Source organism: Streptomyces sp. NPDC001890 (assembly GCF_042891445.1).
In the GTDB taxonomy this organism is placed as follows: Bacteria; Actinomycetota; Actinomycetes; order Streptomycetales; family Streptomycetaceae; genus Streptomyces.
In genome coordinates, this window is record NZ_JBIATE010000015.1 from 56059 (window position 1) to 70444 (window position 14386).

The 14386-nt window shown below is 71.8% G+C and carries 13 protein-coding genes and 1 pseudogene; 4 read left to right on the top strand and 10 right to left on the bottom strand.

Annotation, left to right across the window (positions count from 1 at the left end):
* Window positions 1-108 precede the first annotated feature (108 nt).
* The 7 genes from ACFYY1_RS29005 to ACFYY1_RS29035 form a co-directional block, all read right to left on the bottom strand.
* A complete protein-coding gene (locus tag ACFYY1_RS29005; RefSeq protein WP_388590835.1) occupies window positions 109-465 on the bottom strand; it encodes a MarR family transcriptional regulator in 357 nt (118 codons plus the stop codon).
* Complete coding sequence (locus ACFYY1_RS29010; RefSeq protein ID WP_388590836.1) at window positions 465-635, bottom strand: hypothetical protein; 171 nt, start codon at window positions 633-635, stop codon at window positions 465-467. Before ACFYY1_RS29010 ends, ACFYY1_RS29005 begins: the two co-directional genes overlap by 1 nt.
* Window positions 636-719: 84 nt before the next feature.
* A complete protein-coding gene (locus ACFYY1_RS29015) occupies window positions 720-2129 on the bottom strand; it encodes a family 43 glycosylhydrolase (protein ID WP_388590838.1) in 1410 nt (469 codons plus the stop codon).
* A 118-nt stretch (window positions 2130-2247) separates the two neighbouring features.
* Window positions 2248-3177: a helix-turn-helix domain-containing protein gene (locus ACFYY1_RS29020; protein ID WP_388590840.1), complete on the bottom strand. Its 930-nt coding sequence runs from the start codon at window positions 3175-3177 to the stop codon at window positions 2248-2250.
* A gap of 327 nt (window positions 3178-3504) precedes the next feature.
* Window positions 3505-4362: a hypothetical protein gene (locus ACFYY1_RS29025; RefSeq protein ID WP_388590841.1), complete on the bottom strand. Its 858-nt coding sequence runs from the start codon at window positions 4360-4362 to the stop codon at window positions 3505-3507.
* 65 nt (window positions 4363-4427) lie between these two features.
* Window positions 4428-4931: a ricin-type beta-trefoil lectin domain protein gene (locus tag ACFYY1_RS29030; protein ID WP_388590843.1), complete on the bottom strand. Its 504-nt coding sequence runs from the start codon at window positions 4929-4931 to the stop codon at window positions 4428-4430.
* Between the two features lie 400 nt (window positions 4932-5331).
* Complete coding sequence (locus ACFYY1_RS29035) at window positions 5332-6405, bottom strand: alpha/beta hydrolase family protein (protein WP_388590845.1); 1074 nt, start codon at window positions 6403-6405, stop codon at window positions 5332-5334.
* An 86-nt stretch (window positions 6406-6491) separates the two neighbouring features.
* On the opposite strand from ACFYY1_RS29035, the gene ACFYY1_RS29040 reads away from it, so the two are divergent.
* Both ACFYY1_RS29040 and ACFYY1_RS29045 read left to right on the top strand, forming a co-directional pair.
* Window positions 6492-7448, top strand: a complete 957-nt coding sequence (locus ACFYY1_RS29040; RefSeq protein WP_388590847.1) for an ArsR/SmtB family transcription factor — start codon at window positions 6492-6494, stop codon at window positions 7446-7448.
* Window positions 7449-7592: 144 nt separating this feature from the next.
* Window positions 7593-7762, top strand: a pseudogene (locus tag ACFYY1_RS29045) (alpha/beta hydrolase); the annotation flags it as partial.
* A gap of 246 nt (window positions 7763-8008) precedes the next feature.
* Here the strand turns inward: ACFYY1_RS29045 and ACFYY1_RS29050 are convergent.
* Window positions 8009-8572 (bottom strand): TetR/AcrR family transcriptional regulator, encoded by a 564-nt coding sequence (locus ACFYY1_RS29050; protein WP_388590848.1) that lies wholly within the window; start codon window positions 8570-8572, stop codon window positions 8009-8011.
* Window positions 8573-8717: 145 nt separating this feature from the next.
* Between ACFYY1_RS29050 and ACFYY1_RS29055 the strand changes: the two genes are divergently transcribed.
* Window positions 8718-10187 (top strand): MFS transporter, encoded by a 1470-nt coding sequence (locus ACFYY1_RS29055; RefSeq protein WP_388590850.1) that lies wholly within the window; start codon window positions 8718-8720, stop codon window positions 10185-10187.
* Window positions 10188-10429: 242 nt separating this feature from the next.
* Here the strand turns inward: ACFYY1_RS29055 and ACFYY1_RS29060 are convergent, their stop codons facing one another.
* The gene (locus ACFYY1_RS29060) at window positions 10430-10879 is read right to left on the bottom strand and encodes a hypothetical protein (RefSeq protein WP_388590851.1); all 450 of its coding nucleotides are present in this window, start codon (window positions 10877-10879) and stop codon (window positions 10430-10432) included.
* 79 nt (window positions 10880-10958) lie between these two features.
* On the opposite strand from ACFYY1_RS29060, the gene ACFYY1_RS29065 reads away from it, so the two are divergent.
* Window positions 10959-14129 (top strand): CHAT domain-containing protein, encoded by a 3171-nt coding sequence (locus ACFYY1_RS29065; protein ID WP_388590853.1) that lies wholly within the window; start codon window positions 10959-10961, stop codon window positions 14127-14129.
* 44 nt (window positions 14130-14173) lie between these two features.
* On the opposite strand, the gene ACFYY1_RS29070 is transcribed toward ACFYY1_RS29065, so the two are convergent.
* Window positions 14174-14386: a hypothetical protein gene (locus tag ACFYY1_RS29070; RefSeq protein ID WP_388590855.1), complete on the bottom strand. Its 213-nt coding sequence runs from the start codon at window positions 14384-14386 to the stop codon at window positions 14174-14176.

Sequence of the window (14386 nt, forward strand, 5' to 3'; positions counted from 1 at the left end):
GCCCTGCGCGAGGAACCGGCGGTCCCCGGTCCCCGAGGACCATGGCCCCGGGTTGCCATGGACAGCGGGCCGCCCGCCCCGGCGCTGCGGCACCACCCGGACGAGCCGTCAGAACTGAGGCGCGGCACTGGCGTTGCTGGCCTGCCGTCCGTCTTCGATCCGTGCCACGGGCGCGCCGACGAGCCGACGCAGCACGGTGCGCAGCTCCTTCGCGGCGCCGGCGTCCAGGTCGGCGAGCAGGCTGGTCTCGATCGCCTCGACGTCCGCACGTGCGGCGTCCAGGGTGCGCCGGCCCTCCTCGGTCGCCTCGATGATGCGGGCCCTGCGGTCGGCCGGGTCCGGACGGCGGCGGACCAGTCCGGCTGCCTCCAACTCGTCGAGGACCAGGACGAGTTTGCTCTTGTCGACCGAGACCGCCTGGGCCAGTGAGAGCTGGCTCCTTACGGGGGCTGCGACAACGGCCATCAGGATCGCCTCGTTCGTACCACCTCGTTCTCGGGCGGCTCCATGTCCAGGCGCCAGGCCCCGAAGCGGCGGGTCCTGCTCGTGATGTACGGGGTGACAGTGGCCAGGTCCACCAGGTCCACCTCCCACCCCTCGTCGATGAGGCCGTTGGCCACCTTCGTGATGTCCACGGCCGTGTGCGGTACGCCTGGTAGCGGTACCGGTCGGCAGGAGACCGACGGACGAGCCGAGGTGTCCCTGTGCAGCACGGTGGTTCAGCTCACCTCGATGTAGTCCAGTTCGGCGTAGAGGTCGCCTTTGGACAGGCTGAGTGTGTTCCAGCCGGCGTGGAGCGGCGCGGTCCGGACGGTCATCTGCCAGTTGTCCCATGCGGTGTGGGGATAGAGGACCACGCCGGCGTCGGTACCGTCGACGGACAGGCGGTGGGTGGCCGCAGCCGGTGTTCCCGCCGCGTCCAGTGAGCCGTTCGCGAAGTGCACGGACAGTGTGTGCGGTCCCGCGGACGCGGCGAACACCCGGAACTCGACACGGCTGTCCGGGTGGTCGATGTGCCCGACCGCCCTGCCGCCGGACGCTCCGGGGGCGGCACGGACGACGGCGTTGTTCAGCCGCGCCTGCTCCGCCTGGTGGATGACCTTGCTGCCGCGCACCACCGGGTGTCCCCCGGCCCAGCCCAGATCGGCCCGGTACAGGGTCCGGACACCTCCGCGCCAGCCGTGCAGGACGATGTGGTCGCGGCCGTCGGGCCCCTCGACCACGTCCTGTCCCCCGGGGCCCTGGACGGCGCCGGAGAGACTGTCCGTCGTCATGAGGGGGTGGGGGGCCTTGGTGTAGGGGCCGGTGAGGCGCGGGGACACCGCGTAGCCGGTCGCGTAGGCGCTGGTGTCGTAGGCGTTCGCGGAGTACAGGAGGACGTAGTGCCCCGCGCGTTTGACCAGGGTGGGCGCCTCCACGAGGCGGCCCTCCCAGGGCTGGTCCTGGCGGATCAGCCGGACCGGGTCCCCGGTGAGGCGGGTGCCGTCCCACGTGGTGGGCTGGAGATGCAGCCAGGTGTCCTGGCCGAGGTGGCAGCAGTTGCCGTCGTACTTCCACAGGAGGTAGCGCCGCCCGCCTTCGGTGTAGGACGAGGCGTCGATGGCGCCGCCCTCCCGCGCGGGGCAGACGAGAGGGGTCTCGCCCCTCGGGCGGAAGGGTCCGTCCGGCGCGGCGGCCCGCGCCACACCGATGCACTGCCTGCCGCTCGCCCGGTCGCGGGCGGTGTACTGCATGGTGAAGCCCGCACCGTCGTCGAACACTTCCGGCGCCCATACGAGATCGGACCGGGGAGCCGCCCAGGAGCCGGGGTCGGGCAGCATGTCACGGTCGTCGACCGTCCAGTGCCGCAGATCGCGCGAGGTGGCGTGCTGGATGTGGCGGTGGCCGCTGTTGGTGGCGTAGGCGTGGTAGACGGCGCCGGCCCTGACGATGTCCGGGTCCGCGAAATCGCGGTCGACCACGACCGACGGCGAACCGTCCACCGCCGGGGGCGCGACAGCCGTATGTCCCGGGGCCGGGGTCGGGCCCAGGACCAGGGCCAGGACCAGGAAGAGGAGGGATGCGAGAGAGGCGAGTCGTCCTGCCGGCCGGCGGATCATGTGGAAGGAGGACGTCCGATGGGAGGGCATGGGGCGGTCCCTTGGGATCAGGGGGCGGAAGATCATTGCTTTCGGGTCGTGCTGCGTCCCGCGTCCGACAGGGCGGCGTCGGGAGGGAAGGGCATACGGCGGACGCGGCTTGCGGGCCCTACGCCAGCTCGATGCCGTCCAGTTCGGTGAACAGGTCTCCCTTGGAGAAGCGGATCGTGTTGCGGCCCGCGTGGAGCGCCACCGTCACCGGTTCGGTCCTCTGCCAGTTCTCCCAGCCGGTGTGCGTGTAGTGGACGGGGTTCGCGACGGCACCGTTGACCGAGAGGCCGTGCGAGGCGCATGACGGGGCGCCGGCGGTGTCCTGCGAGCCGTTGCTGTACCGCACGCTCATGGCTCGGGGACCGGCCGACGCGGCGACGACGGTGAACTCGACGTAGCTGTCGGGGTAGTCCATGTGGGCGATGGCCTTGCCGCTACGGGCCCCGGTGGCGTCACGGACGGTCACCTGGTTCGTACGCGCCTTCTCCGCCTCGTAGAACACGGGCTGCAGCTTGTCGGCCCCACCGCGCGGGCCCTCCTTGCCCAGGGCTGCCGTGGTGGTCCGCCCGCTCTGAAAGTCGGCGGCGAGCTGGACGCCGTACGCCGTCAGGCCCGCTCCGAGCAGGACGACGGTGAGTACCACGGCGGTGACCCGGACCCGGGAGCGGGCCTGGCCAGCCGGGTGCGTGCGCCACCACGCGGGGGCGGGGACGGGGGCCGCGGTGCGCGGGGTGTCGTCGGGCGGAGCCGGAGTGGGCGCGGCAGGAGGCGTGGCCGGGAGCTGTGGGGGCGGCGACACGCGGTCGGTCGCCTGCCACAGGGCACGCAGTTCGCTCGGGTCGCCGCCCAGGATCCGGCAGATCTCGGCGACGACGGGCCAGGGTGCGACGCCGTCGCCGCGGAAGTAGCGCGACAGCGACGAGTCGCTGACCGGGACCCGCTTCTCCAGTTCCCGCAGCGTGAGCCCCGACCGGTGTTGCAGGGCGCGCAGGGCCGCGCCGAGCTGTCGTTGCGCCGCCAGGCGGTCACTCTGGCCGCTGTCCGTCATGGCGGACGTCTCCCGAGGTACGACAACGGTGTCCCGTTGGCTGCTTCATGCCCTGAGACAGGCTGTCCCGGCAGGTCAGGAATCTATGGAAGCGGACAACGGCGGCGCAACCGGCAGTGTTTCCCGGCCCGTGCAGAGCCGATTCACCTGTCGCAGGATTCACTCCTACGGCCCAATGGGGTGCCGTCGCGCGGGCTGTCGGCGGAGTGTGGGGGGCGGCCCCCGGGGGGGGGGGGGGCCCCGCGCCCCGGGGGGGGGGGGCGGGGGGGGGCGGGGGGGGGGGGGGGCCCCCCGCCGGGGGGGGGGCCCCCCACACCTGCTGCCGGGTCAGTCGCCGTACTGGACGGGCCGGTAGGCCCGGTACTCGCTGCCCGCGTCCAGGCCGTAGGTCAGCGTCCGGTGCGTGGTGCCGGGGCCGCCGCGCTGCTCGTAGGCCAGGTAGGAGGTGTGGGCCGCGTCGTTCCACCGTTCGAAGATGACGACGTGCCGGGTGTTGCTGTTACCGAGGGCGTCGATGACGAGGTCACCGGGCTGGAGTTCGCCCATCGCGACGGGGCGGGTGAGGTTGCGGTCGGTGGCCAGCCCCACGGTGTTGGTACCGGGACTCGGCAGGCCGAGTGCCATGGAGACATAACCGGAGCAGTCCTGCCGGTAGCCGTCCCGCCAGTGTGCGGACTGGCTGTAGGGGACGGGGCGGCCGTCGTTGGCGGTGAGCCAGGTCGCGGCACGCTCCAACGTCCGCTGCCGCGAGCCGGTCTGGGAACCACCGCCCGGAGCGTCCTGCACGGGGACACCGGGAAGCCGGTCCTCGGGGATGTCCACGGCGACGACGGTCAGGAAGCCCGTGACGGGTGCGGTGATGTGGGCCATGAAGGTGGAGCAGGCGCTGCCCTCGCACACCCGGCGGCCGGTGTCGACCTGGTAGTCGGCAGTGATGCGGTCCTGGCCTGCGGAGTTCTGGTTGATCATGCCGACGGACGGCGAGTTGACGTCCGACGTGGCGTGCACGACCCACCGTGTCCCCCAGGTGGGGAAGGAGGCGGCGGCCCGGGAGAGGCTCGCCGTCGTCGCGGTCCGGACCGTCGCGGTCGTGGCGTGGGCGGAGAGGGCGAGTGCCGGGACCGTCAGACAGGTGAGGGCGAGGGTGGGCAGGATCCTGCGCAGCTTGCTGGAGCGGGGGGACATGGTTGTTCTCCTTGTTCGCGATGTCCGGGGTGGGGTGCTGGGCGGGCGGTTCGGGATCCGGCCCGCTACTGCCACTGCTGGTTCGCCGAGTTGGTCACGCACGGCAGGGCGACCAGGCGCTTGTTCTCGCCCGGGTCGGCGGCGCACGCCCCGGTCTTCACGTTCTTGAACGCGATGCGGCTCTGGGTGAGCTTCTCGACCGTCCACTTCTGGTAGTCGAGTCCGTTGCACGGCCAGGTGCGCAGGCCGGCGGGGCTGTCGTCCAGGCACCTGCCCGTGGCCATGTTCGAGAGCTGCCGGGTGCCGTCGGCGTGCCGGGTGACCACCCACTTCTGGTGGTTGAGCCCGTTGCACTGCCAGCCGCGCAGTCCGCCGCCGTCGCTGTCGTCCATGCACAGCCCCGTGTGCACGTTGCGGTACGTCTCCGCGGCCGCCGCACGGGCGACGGGAGTCGAGGTGGCGGAGGCGGGGGCGGAGGCGGGGGCGGGGGCGGGGGCGACGGGAGCAGCGCCGAGCACGGTCACGGAGGCTGCCACGAGGGAGGGCAGGAGGATGCGTACGGGAGTCATGTGGAAATCCCTTCCAAGGGATGTGAGGCATCGGCCGTGAGCGGCCACAGGAGCCGACGTGCGCTCACCGTCGGAGGCGAACTGCGGGGTCGGTGAGACGAGTTTGCGCAGCTCACACCCCCTCCACAACCTGTTCCCGCCTGCTTCAGCCATGTCGGGACAGCCACGTTCCTGGCCTGCTGGGGCACACCTGTCCCGGGACGGGAAGCGGACGGCGAGACAGCGTTGCCGGCCTGGGGGAGCATCGGTGCAGCGGATACCGGTGGCAACGATCAAGGCGGGCCGGGTCAGCGATTCGTTGCCGCGCCGTCGCTCACGCCCGCGCGACCGCAGCTGCGACCGGCGACCGACTCCCGCTCTGCGGCCGCGAAGGGTCACCGGCCGCCTCCTCGTGGTCCCGCTACAGCAGATGGCGGGCGAAGAAGGTCCCCACCCGGCGTCGTACCTCAGCGAGGGTCACAACCGGGTCGCCGGTGCCGACGAGCGCGGCCCGCGTCGTCGCTGTCACAAGACCGGCGGTCTGGAGCCGCGTGACGAGCGAGCCGTAGTCGGTGAACGCCCAGTGGTTCGCGTCGGCGAGCAGCACGCGGCGGCCGGGAAGGCTCGCCCAGGAAGACTCGATACGGGCGGCGCCCTCGAATCCGTCGGTACGGAACAGCAGCAGCGGCAGGTCGGCTTCGACCGGCGCCGGGTACAGGTCGAGATAGCCCTCCAGGTTCGCCACCGCGCCGATCCGGCGGTCGTGGCGGGCTGCGTACACCGCCGCCGTGCCGCCTGCGGAGTGCCCGTACAACCCGATCCGGCAGGGGTCCATGACCGATGCGAGCGGCAGGTCGCCGAGCCGGTCCAGGACCAGCCGGAGGTCCGCGATCCGGGTGTCCACCATCGTGCGGAAGGTCTCCGGGTCCGGCGGTCCGATCAGGACGGTCGTCCGCAACCCGGTCGGCAGCTCGACCTGAGAAGCGTCACCGGGGTGGTCGACGAGGACGACCACCCGGCCGTGGCTCGCCAGGTCCTCGGCAAGGGTTGTGCCGAGCGTGCGGGAGTCACCGCCGCCGGGTGAGTACACCAGCACCGGACGCCGCCCGGGCAGCGGCGGCGCGCCCACGTACCCGTGGGTGAGGACCGCGCCCCAGTCCACCACTCCCGGCCCCGGCAGCCCCGGGTGGCGCCCCGGGGCGTACTCGGCGAACACCGCGGCCTCGTCCGGGGTGAGCTGCGGCGCACGGGAGAAGCCGCGTACCGAGCGGGCCGGGTAGAGAACGGTCAGCATCAACTCCCGCACCCCGCCCACCCACGGGTCGCTACGGGAAGGGTCCGTCAGGTGGACTGTCCGCATGCCGACGGGGTACGGGCCGGAGGACGGGGGCAGCCGGAGGATCGAGCCGCCACCGGAGGCGGACGCAGCCGTGGGCAGCAGTGCGGCGGCACTCCCGAATAGGGTGCCTTTCAGAAGAGTGCGTCGAGAAGTCATACGAAACATCTTTGGGGCGGGGGCCGTCACGACGCGAAGGTTCAGGCCCTGGCCGAAAGGCTGGCCCAGGACGGGGAGTTGTGAGGGTGCTGCGAATCCACTTCACCGCGCAGGACTTCGCCCGGATCCGCTTCGCACCCCGCCCGGCGCCGCTCCAGGAGCTGCATGCCGCCCTGGCGACAGCCGTGACCCGGCGTGGCGGGTCTCTGTTCGCGCCGTGGCGCGGCCGTGTCCTGCGTTCCCTCCCGGCCGCGACCGGCCCACTCGCCGACCTGGTTCCGGCGGGCCGCCCGCCCTCCTTCCTCGATGTCCTCGGCGACACCATGGCCGACGGCTTCGAACAGATCCGCGCCGCCGACCCCGGTCTCGTCCGCTCCGAGCTGGAGCGGGTCTACGGTGAGGTGCCCGCCCCTCGCTGGATCCGCGGCCTGCACGCGGGCGACGAGACGGCCTGGCGCACCCTCCACCGCGCCCAGCAGGCCGCGTACGAGACGGTCCTCGCCCCGGTCTGGTCCGTCGTACAGGATCTGCACCGTGCGGAGTTCACCCGCTACGCCCTGACGGTCGCCGAGCACGGCGTGGCCCCCACGCTGACCGGCCTGGCCCCGGGCAACCGACTCCACGAGGGGGTGTGGGAATGGCCCGGCGCGGCGCCGGACCGCGACGTCCGCCTCGACGGGCGCGGCCTGGTTCTGCTGCCCACCTTTCACCACCCGCCAGGCCCACTTCTTCAGGACGCCCCGGGCCGTCCCGCAGTCCTGACGTACCCGGCCGGTCGCGGGCTCCCGCCCGCTGCGGGGCGCCCGGTCGTCCCCGCCGAGACCCCGGCCGCCGTCCTGGGCCGCACCCGGCTGGACGCCCTGCGCCTCCTCGCCGAGCCTCACACCACGACGTCCCTGGCCCGCGCCCTCCACGTCAGCAACGCGACGGCCTCGTCCCACGCGGCGGCGCTCAGATCGGCAGGGATGACGACGACAACCCGCACCGGCCGCTCGGTCACCCACCAGCGCACGGCCCTCGGCACACTGGTTGCGGGTGCCTGACCGCCGTGGTTCGCCACAGGACGGCCCGCAAGCCGTACCCAGCCGGGTAAGGATGAACGCGCCCGGTTCGCCGGCCACCGCGGCACCGGAACTCCCGGCAGCCCTGCCCGATGAGTTTCCGGGGCGGGGCCGGTCTGCACAGGTATGGGGACTCACACCCTTGAGACAGCCGGCGCGGACCTCGTCCATGAGTTCGCGGGCCGCTGCCGACCGCGGATGGACGCCCGCCGTCGTTCATGATCGGGCAGCCCACGGACGCTACTGGCTTCGCCGCGCTCGCCGCGCTCTTCCCCGAGCGGACCGTTGCCACCTATGTCGACTGCGCCAGGTTCTTGACGGCGCCTCGTGAGCCAGCCGCCGACCGAGTAGTTCTCCCGTCCCGCCCCGGGTGCTCCGGTGGCCCCGAGCACCATGAGAGCGGGGTGCGCGCGGCTGTACGCCCGGGGGCGTTCGGGCGGACGCCCCGGGCGTACAGCCGGGGGCGTCCGGACTGACCCCGACCCCACCGTCCCGAGCCCCAGCACCGCGTCCGAGGGCTGACCCCGGGGACCGGGGCGAGGTCACAGCATTCGGTCGACCAGCCCGTCGACGTACTCCGGGGTGAGCCCCATGCCGAACAGGACGCGGATATACATCGGGGCCAGGACGTGGTCCAGCACGTCGAACGCGTCGGGTGCGTCCTCGCCGCGTTCGCAGGCGCGGTCGAGCATGGACTGCAGTTGCCGCATGCGTTCGTCGCGGAGGTCGTCACCAGCCCGCAGGCTCTGCTGCCCGTTGCTGGACAAGGCGACGGCCAGGCGCAGCAACGCCGGGCCGTCGGGCCCGGTGATCTCGCGGGCCACGTTGGCCGCGTAAGTGCGCAGGTCGCCGGCCAGGCTCCCGGTGTCGGGCATCGGCGACTGCGCGTTGAGGCGGGTGCGTGCCACGTCGGTGAGGAGGGTCTCCAGGCTGCCCCACCGGCGGTAGATGCTGCTGTCGGCCACGCCCGCGCGGGCTGCGACCTCGCCGACGGTGAAGTTGCCGTAACCGCGCTCACTGATCAGGTCGGTGACGGCCTGGTGCACCTGCGCGCCAACGCGGGCGCTGCGCCCGCCGGGCCGCCGGGCTCGCTGTCGCTCATTCATGCCCCCACCTTAACGCAGTCGTGACTTGCGTTTGCGGGCAGCCCTCTCTACAGTCACCTAACGCAGTCGCTGGCTGCGTTAGTGCGCCCGGAGGCTGACCACGTCGGCCTTGGAGAGGCGCAACCGACGATCGAGAGGAATCCTCATGGCGGCATCGCCTGCGGCAGTAGGCAGTGAACCGAACCGGGCCACGCTGCTCACGGTGACCTGCCTGGGCCAATTCATGGTCCTGCTCGACAACACGATTGTGGGAGCGGCGCTGCCCGATATGCAGCACCGGCTGCACACGCAGCTGACCGGTCTGCAGTGGATCGTCGACGCGTACGTGCTGCTGGTCGCCATGCTGCTGCTGTCCGGCGGTGTCTTCGCCGACCGGTTCGGCCGCAAGCGGGTGTACCTGACCGGCGTGGCGGTGTTCACCGCCGCGTCGGTGCTGTGCACCCTCGCGCCCTCGCTCGGCTGGCTGGTCGCCGGCCGGGTACTGCAGGGCATCGGGGCCGCAGCGCTGAGCCCTGCCTCGCTGGCCCTGCTCGTCGCCGCCCATCCCGTGCCTCAGGAACGGGTCAAGGCGATCGGGCTGTGGGCCGGGTTCAGCGGAATCGGTCTGGCCGCAGGCCCCGTGGCCGGCGGCGTACTGACGGACGCCTTCGGCTGGCCCGCCATCTTCCTGGTCAACCTGCCCATCGGCGTGGTCCTTCTGCTGGTCGGTCTGCGCAGCCTCGAAGAGACCCGCAATCCGGGCGCCCCCGCGATCGACATCCCGGGGACGGTGCTGTCCGTTCTGGCGGTGGGGGTGCTGACCTACGGGCTGATCGAAGGTGGTGCCCGCGGCTGGACGTCGCCGGTGATCCTGGGCAGCTTCACCGCCGCGGTGGTCCTCCTCGCCGCCTTCGTCGCCGTCGAAGCGCGTCGTTCCGCTCCGATGCTGCCGCTGCGGCTGTTCCGGCAGCGCCTGTTCACCGTGTCCAACACCGCCATGGTGGTGGTGGGGTTCGCGCTCATGGGTTCGTCGTTCTTCTTCTCCCAGTTCTTCGTGTACGTCCAGGGCAGCTCGGTCCTGCGCGCCGGCCTGCAGACCCTGCCGGTGTCCCTCGCCATGGTGGTCGTCAGCCCGTACGCGGGCCGGCTCGCCGCCCGGCACGGCTTCCGCACCGTGGTCACCACCGGCCTGGCCCTGGCCGGCCTGGGACTGCTGGCGCTCGGCATGGTGCACGCCGGCACCGGTTACGGGAACGTGTGGTGGCGGCTGGGACTCGTCGGCATCGGCTTCGCCCTGACCCTGTCCCCACTGACGGGAGCCGCCGTCCAAGCAGTCAGCCCGCAGGAAGGCGGCCTCGCGTCAGGCATCAGCAGCACCACCCGGCAGATCGGCGCGGTGCTCGGTGTGGCGGTACTCGGAGCCGTCGTCCGCACCCGGCAGTCCGGCGGCGCCTCCTTCGAGACCGGCCTCAACAGCGCCTTCCTCGCTGCCGGCGCCGTCACTTTGGCCACCGCCGTGTTCACCGGCCTGTGGCTGGCGAGGTCCAGGCCCACGGAAGGCCCCGCGGCGCCGCAACGTTCCACCGGTCCAAGTGCGGTCATCACCTCGAACAAGGCATCCGCGAACAGCTGTTGACGGCGACACCGCCACCGACCTCGGCCGGGAGGTGTTCCGCCGGATGATCCCCCCGGCGGGACGCCTCCCGGCCAAGGGGACGATGCTCCGCGCCTCTCACGAATGACCGTTCATCGGAAGCCCGAACCGGAACCGCACTGCACGGCCGCCAGCGCTCTTCCGCCGCCCCCCGAGGCGGTGGAGCGCGGCGACGGCCGTGGGCAGCGCCCGGTCTCGTACCGGCTACCCGTACAGCCCGCCCCCTACGGCGTGGTGGTGTCCCCGGCCGGCGGAATGACCTCGATCGCACTGGCGGGTGGCTGGGGGACAACGCTGGCCTGCCACCCCCCGTTCCGCGGGTCGTACCGCACGAACACCCAGCCGGCTTGCGTCCGTTCCGGCAGGCGGACCTCGGCGAGGCCGGTCGCTTCGGTGGTGGTGAGGCCGGCGGGGAGCTGGATGACGATCGCGCGCTGCGGGTCGGCGAGGGTGAGCGACTCGCCCGGCACGTGCTCGGCGGGCTGGCGAGAGCGGCGTGCCAGGAGCTCTTTGACCTTGCCGTAGACGTCCTCGCCGAGCTTGGTGGCGATGGCCTGGACGAACGGCGCGAGTGCCGATCCGGCCACTGCGGCCAGCAGCAGTTCCCCATACAGCCGGTCGCCGCCTGATCCGGGTTGCGGGACAACGGCCTCAGCGGTCTCAGCGTCTTCCATGAGCAGATTCTGGCATGCTCGCCGATCCGCTGTGGGAACATGTGGTGACTGTCCGTCGCTCAACGTCTGGGGGCAGCACGTGAGCTGGTCGACGCGCACGATGCGCCTGCACGAGCGCGGATCGGCGCTCTTCGCGCGGTACCAGGCACACGGCGATCCGCCGCTGCTCGACGAGGCCATCAACGTGTTGCGTCAGGCACGCAGGAAGGCACAGCCGGCTGACGAGCGCCATGTCGACATCCTCGCCGAACTCGGTTTCGCGTTCATGACCCGCTACGCCGACCGTCCGCACGCCGACGGCCCGACCGACGACATCGACAACGCGATCGAGTGCTACACGACGCTCCTCGCGGCCGACCCCGGAATCGCGCGCAGGTACACCACTCTTCAATGGCTCGGCGACGCGCACTCCGGACGCTTCGAGCAGGGTGGCCGCCACGCGAGCGACGCGGAGGCGGCGGTACACGCGCTCCGCCAGTGCCTGGAGATGTTGCTGTCACCGGAGATGCGCGGCCTGCTCGCCGAACCGGAACGGGTGAGGCTGCCGGAGGTGTTGGCGAGCCTGGGATCGGCGGTGGTCCGGCTGTTGGACAGCCACGGCGATGAGCTGGTCCTGCCCGCAGCACTCGCGGCCATGCAGCAGGTTCTGGAGAAGCTGCCCGGCCCGGGCCCGGCAGCGACGCACTGCGCTCAAATATTCGCCCAGCTCCTTCACCTGGTCCGGGAGCGGACGGACCTCGACGTGGACGTGGCGGTGGTGCGGGAGTCCCTCGACCGGCTGGCACCCCGCGCCTCGGGGTACGAGGTCGCCGTGCAGGCAGTGGAGCAGTACCGCCGCACAGGCGACCCCGGCCCGCTCGACGTCGCGGTGGAAGCGCTGCGGGAGATCAGCCAGGACACGGAGACCTCGGGCGAGGTGGATGTGGGGCACCTCGGGGCCCTCGGGTACGCGTTGTGGCAGCGTGCCCTGTTCGCCCCCAGCTCGTCCGACGTGGACGAGGGCATCTCGGCCTTCCGGGTCGCGTACCGGCACGCGGATACGGAGTCGTCGCGCGACGCCTGCGTGCAGGGGCTGTGCGAACTGCTTGTGCTGCGCTACCGGGTGTCAGGCCACTTGTCCGACCTGGACGAGGCCATCGCCCTGCACATGGGCACGGTCGACCGGTACCAGGACAACTTGGAGGAAGCGCCGGGATTCGCCGCTGCGGCGACCGCGCTGCAACGCCGTGCCGAGGCGGTCCGCGATCACCAGGCGAACACCATGGCGCTGACGATGCGCATGCTCCAGAACCGTGGCGAGAAGGCCGGCATGCTGAGGTCGTTCTTCAACCTGCCGTACAGCCATCTGGCGGAACTGGCTGACGAGAACTTCCTCGCTGATCCGACGTTTCTGGACGAGGTCGACGCGGTGATCGAGAGGTCCCGGTCACGACTCGACGGGTCGACCGGGGACGAACGGATGGTCGCACTGCACGATCTGGTGGACGCGCTGCACGCGCGGGCGCGGGCGTCCGGGGGCGAATTCGCGGACGAGCACGTCGACCGGCTGCGCGAGCTGACCACGGGCCTGCACGACCAGCACCGCGGCGCACATGACCAGCACCGCGGCGCACATGAGGCGGAGCTCGGATTCGCGCTGCACGACCGTTTCCACCGGCACGGGAATGTCAGCGATCTGAACGAGGCGTTGTCGTGTCTGGAACGGGCGGCGGCCGTGGACACGGTGCCGACGCTGTTCCGGCTCGTCGCGGCGAAGGCGCGAGGCCATTTCGCCGCGCAGGCAGAGCGCTGGGAGGCTGCCGACGACGCGTACGGCCTCGCGATCGGCCTGCTCCCCCGACTCGCGGCGCGGCACCTGAGCCACGACGACCATCTTCGGCAGCTGTCCCAGCTCGCCGGGCTGGCATCGGACGCGGCCGCGGCGGCGATCCGGAACGGCGATCCCGCGCGGGCACTGGAGCTCCTGGAGCAGGGGCGCGGGCTGCTGATCGGGTACGTCCTGGACACCCAGCACGATCTCGGCCGGCTGACGGAGGCCGAGCCCGCGCTGGCGGAAGCACTGCGCGATGCCGGTGACCAACTGGCGGAGGAGGTGGACCCGCACGCCCCTGTGCTGCCGGGCACCCCGAGCGTGGCCGACCGCCGCATCGGGCTCGTGCGGGAGTGGGACAGAGCCATCGCCGCGATCCGGATGGTGCCGGGTTTCGCGGATTTCCTCGCACCGCCCCGTCTCTCGGAGCTGGTTGCTGCGGCCGTCGACGGCCCGGTGATCACGGTCAACGTGAGCCGATTCGGCTGTGACGCGCTGGTGCTGACCGAAGGCGGGGTGGTCGTAGTACCGCTGCCGGACCTGTCGGACGCGGAGGTGCGACAGCGGGCGACGGATTTTCTCGCCACGCTGCCGTTCGCGGAGTTGTCCCCGAACGACGAGGAGGCGACCACCGATGCGCAGGAACCGTTGCGACAGACGCTGTCCTGGCTGTGGGATGCCGTCGTAGGGCCGGTGTCCGAACACCTGGAGGCGCACGAGCGGGCGTGGTGGATCCCCACGGGCCTCCTCGCCGCACTGCCACTGCACGCAGCCGCGCTCGACAAGGCGGTGTCGTCGTACACACCGACGATCAGGGCGCTGCGCGCCGCACAGACCCAGTGCCCGCCGGACGCGGCGCTGACCGGTCAGGTGGTCACCGTCGCGGACGCCCCTGGCCTGCCACCACTACCCGGCGTCGCCGTGGAGGCCACCCGGCTGGCAGACCGCTTCCCGGCCTTCGGCCACCTGTCCGGCACGGCGGCCTCCCGGGACGGGGTGCTGGCCGCGTTCCGCGACGCCGGCTGGGCCCACATCGCGTGCCACGCGAGCAGCTACGCGGCCTGGCCGGTCGACAGCGCCCTGCACCTGTCCGACGGCCCACTGACCGCGGGCGAGGTACTCGCGGCGAGGGCGGGCCAGGGCCACCTGGCCTACCTGTCGGCCTGCGAGACAGTACTGGCCGGCTCCGCCTTGGCCGACGAGGTGATCCACCTGGGCTCCGCCTTCCACACGGCGGGCTTCCGCCATGTCATCGGCACCCTGTGGCGCGTCACCGACGGCACAGCCGCGGAAACAGCACGCCTGTTCTACGACAACCTGCCCCCCGACCTGAACGCGGACCAGGCAGCACGGGCCTTGCACACGACAGCGGTCGAACTACGGACCCGCTACCCACAATTCCCAGCCAGATGGGCCGGCTACGTCCACATCGGCCCGTAGACCTGGCCGCTCCCGCACCACCGAAACGCCACCAGCCGTCCCGCTCAGCCGTTCCTGCGCTGGTGCATGGACAACGGCACCATGCCTCGGCTTCTCCGCCACCCCACGTGATCAAGCACCAGGCGCCGATGCACCAGCACCACCGCTTCGCCCTCCACCACCGCGCCCTCCTCCGCCGCGCCCTGCGCGACGAGACCCTGCACGACGAGACCCTGCCCCTGCAGACCAGAACCCCGGCCGCGCTCGTCCTGCTCCAT

Coding starts and splice junctions, on each gene's coding strand:
- ACFYY1_RS29005 (WP_388590835.1), bottom strand. CDS start 465: ATGGCCGTTGTCGCAGCCCCCGTAAGGAGCCAGCTCTCACTGGCCCAG.
- ACFYY1_RS29015 (WP_388590838.1), bottom strand. CDS start 2,129: ATGCCCTCCCATCGGACGTCCTCCTTCCACATGATCCGCCGGCCGGCA.
- ACFYY1_RS29020 (WP_388590840.1), bottom strand. CDS start 3,177: ATGACGGACAGCGGCCAGAGTGACCGCCTGGCGGCGCAACGACAGCTC.
- ACFYY1_RS29025 (WP_388590841.1), bottom strand. CDS start 4,362: ATGTCCCCCCGCTCCAGCAAGCTGCGCAGGATCCTGCCCACCCTCGCC.
- ACFYY1_RS29030 (WP_388590843.1), bottom strand. CDS start 4,931: ATGACTCCCGTACGCATCCTCCTGCCCTCCCTCGTGGCAGCCTCCGTG.
- ACFYY1_RS29035 (WP_388590845.1), bottom strand. CDS start 6,405: ATGACTTCTCGACGCACTCTTCTGAAAGGCACCCTATTCGGGAGTGCC.
- ACFYY1_RS29050 (WP_388590848.1), bottom strand. CDS start 8,572: ATGAATGAGCGACAGCGAGCCCGGCGGCCCGGCGGGCGCAGCGCCCGC.
- ACFYY1_RS29055 (WP_388590850.1), top strand. CDS start 8,718: ATGGCGGCATCGCCTGCGGCAGTAGGCAGTGAACCGAACCGGGCCACG.
- ACFYY1_RS29060 (WP_388590851.1), bottom strand. CDS start 10,879: ATGGAAGACGCTGAGACCGCTGAGGCCGTTGTCCCGCAACCCGGATCA.
- ACFYY1_RS29070 (WP_388590855.1), bottom strand. CDS start 14,386: ATGGAGCAGGACGAGCGCGGCCGGGGTTCTGGTCTGCAGGGGCAGGGT.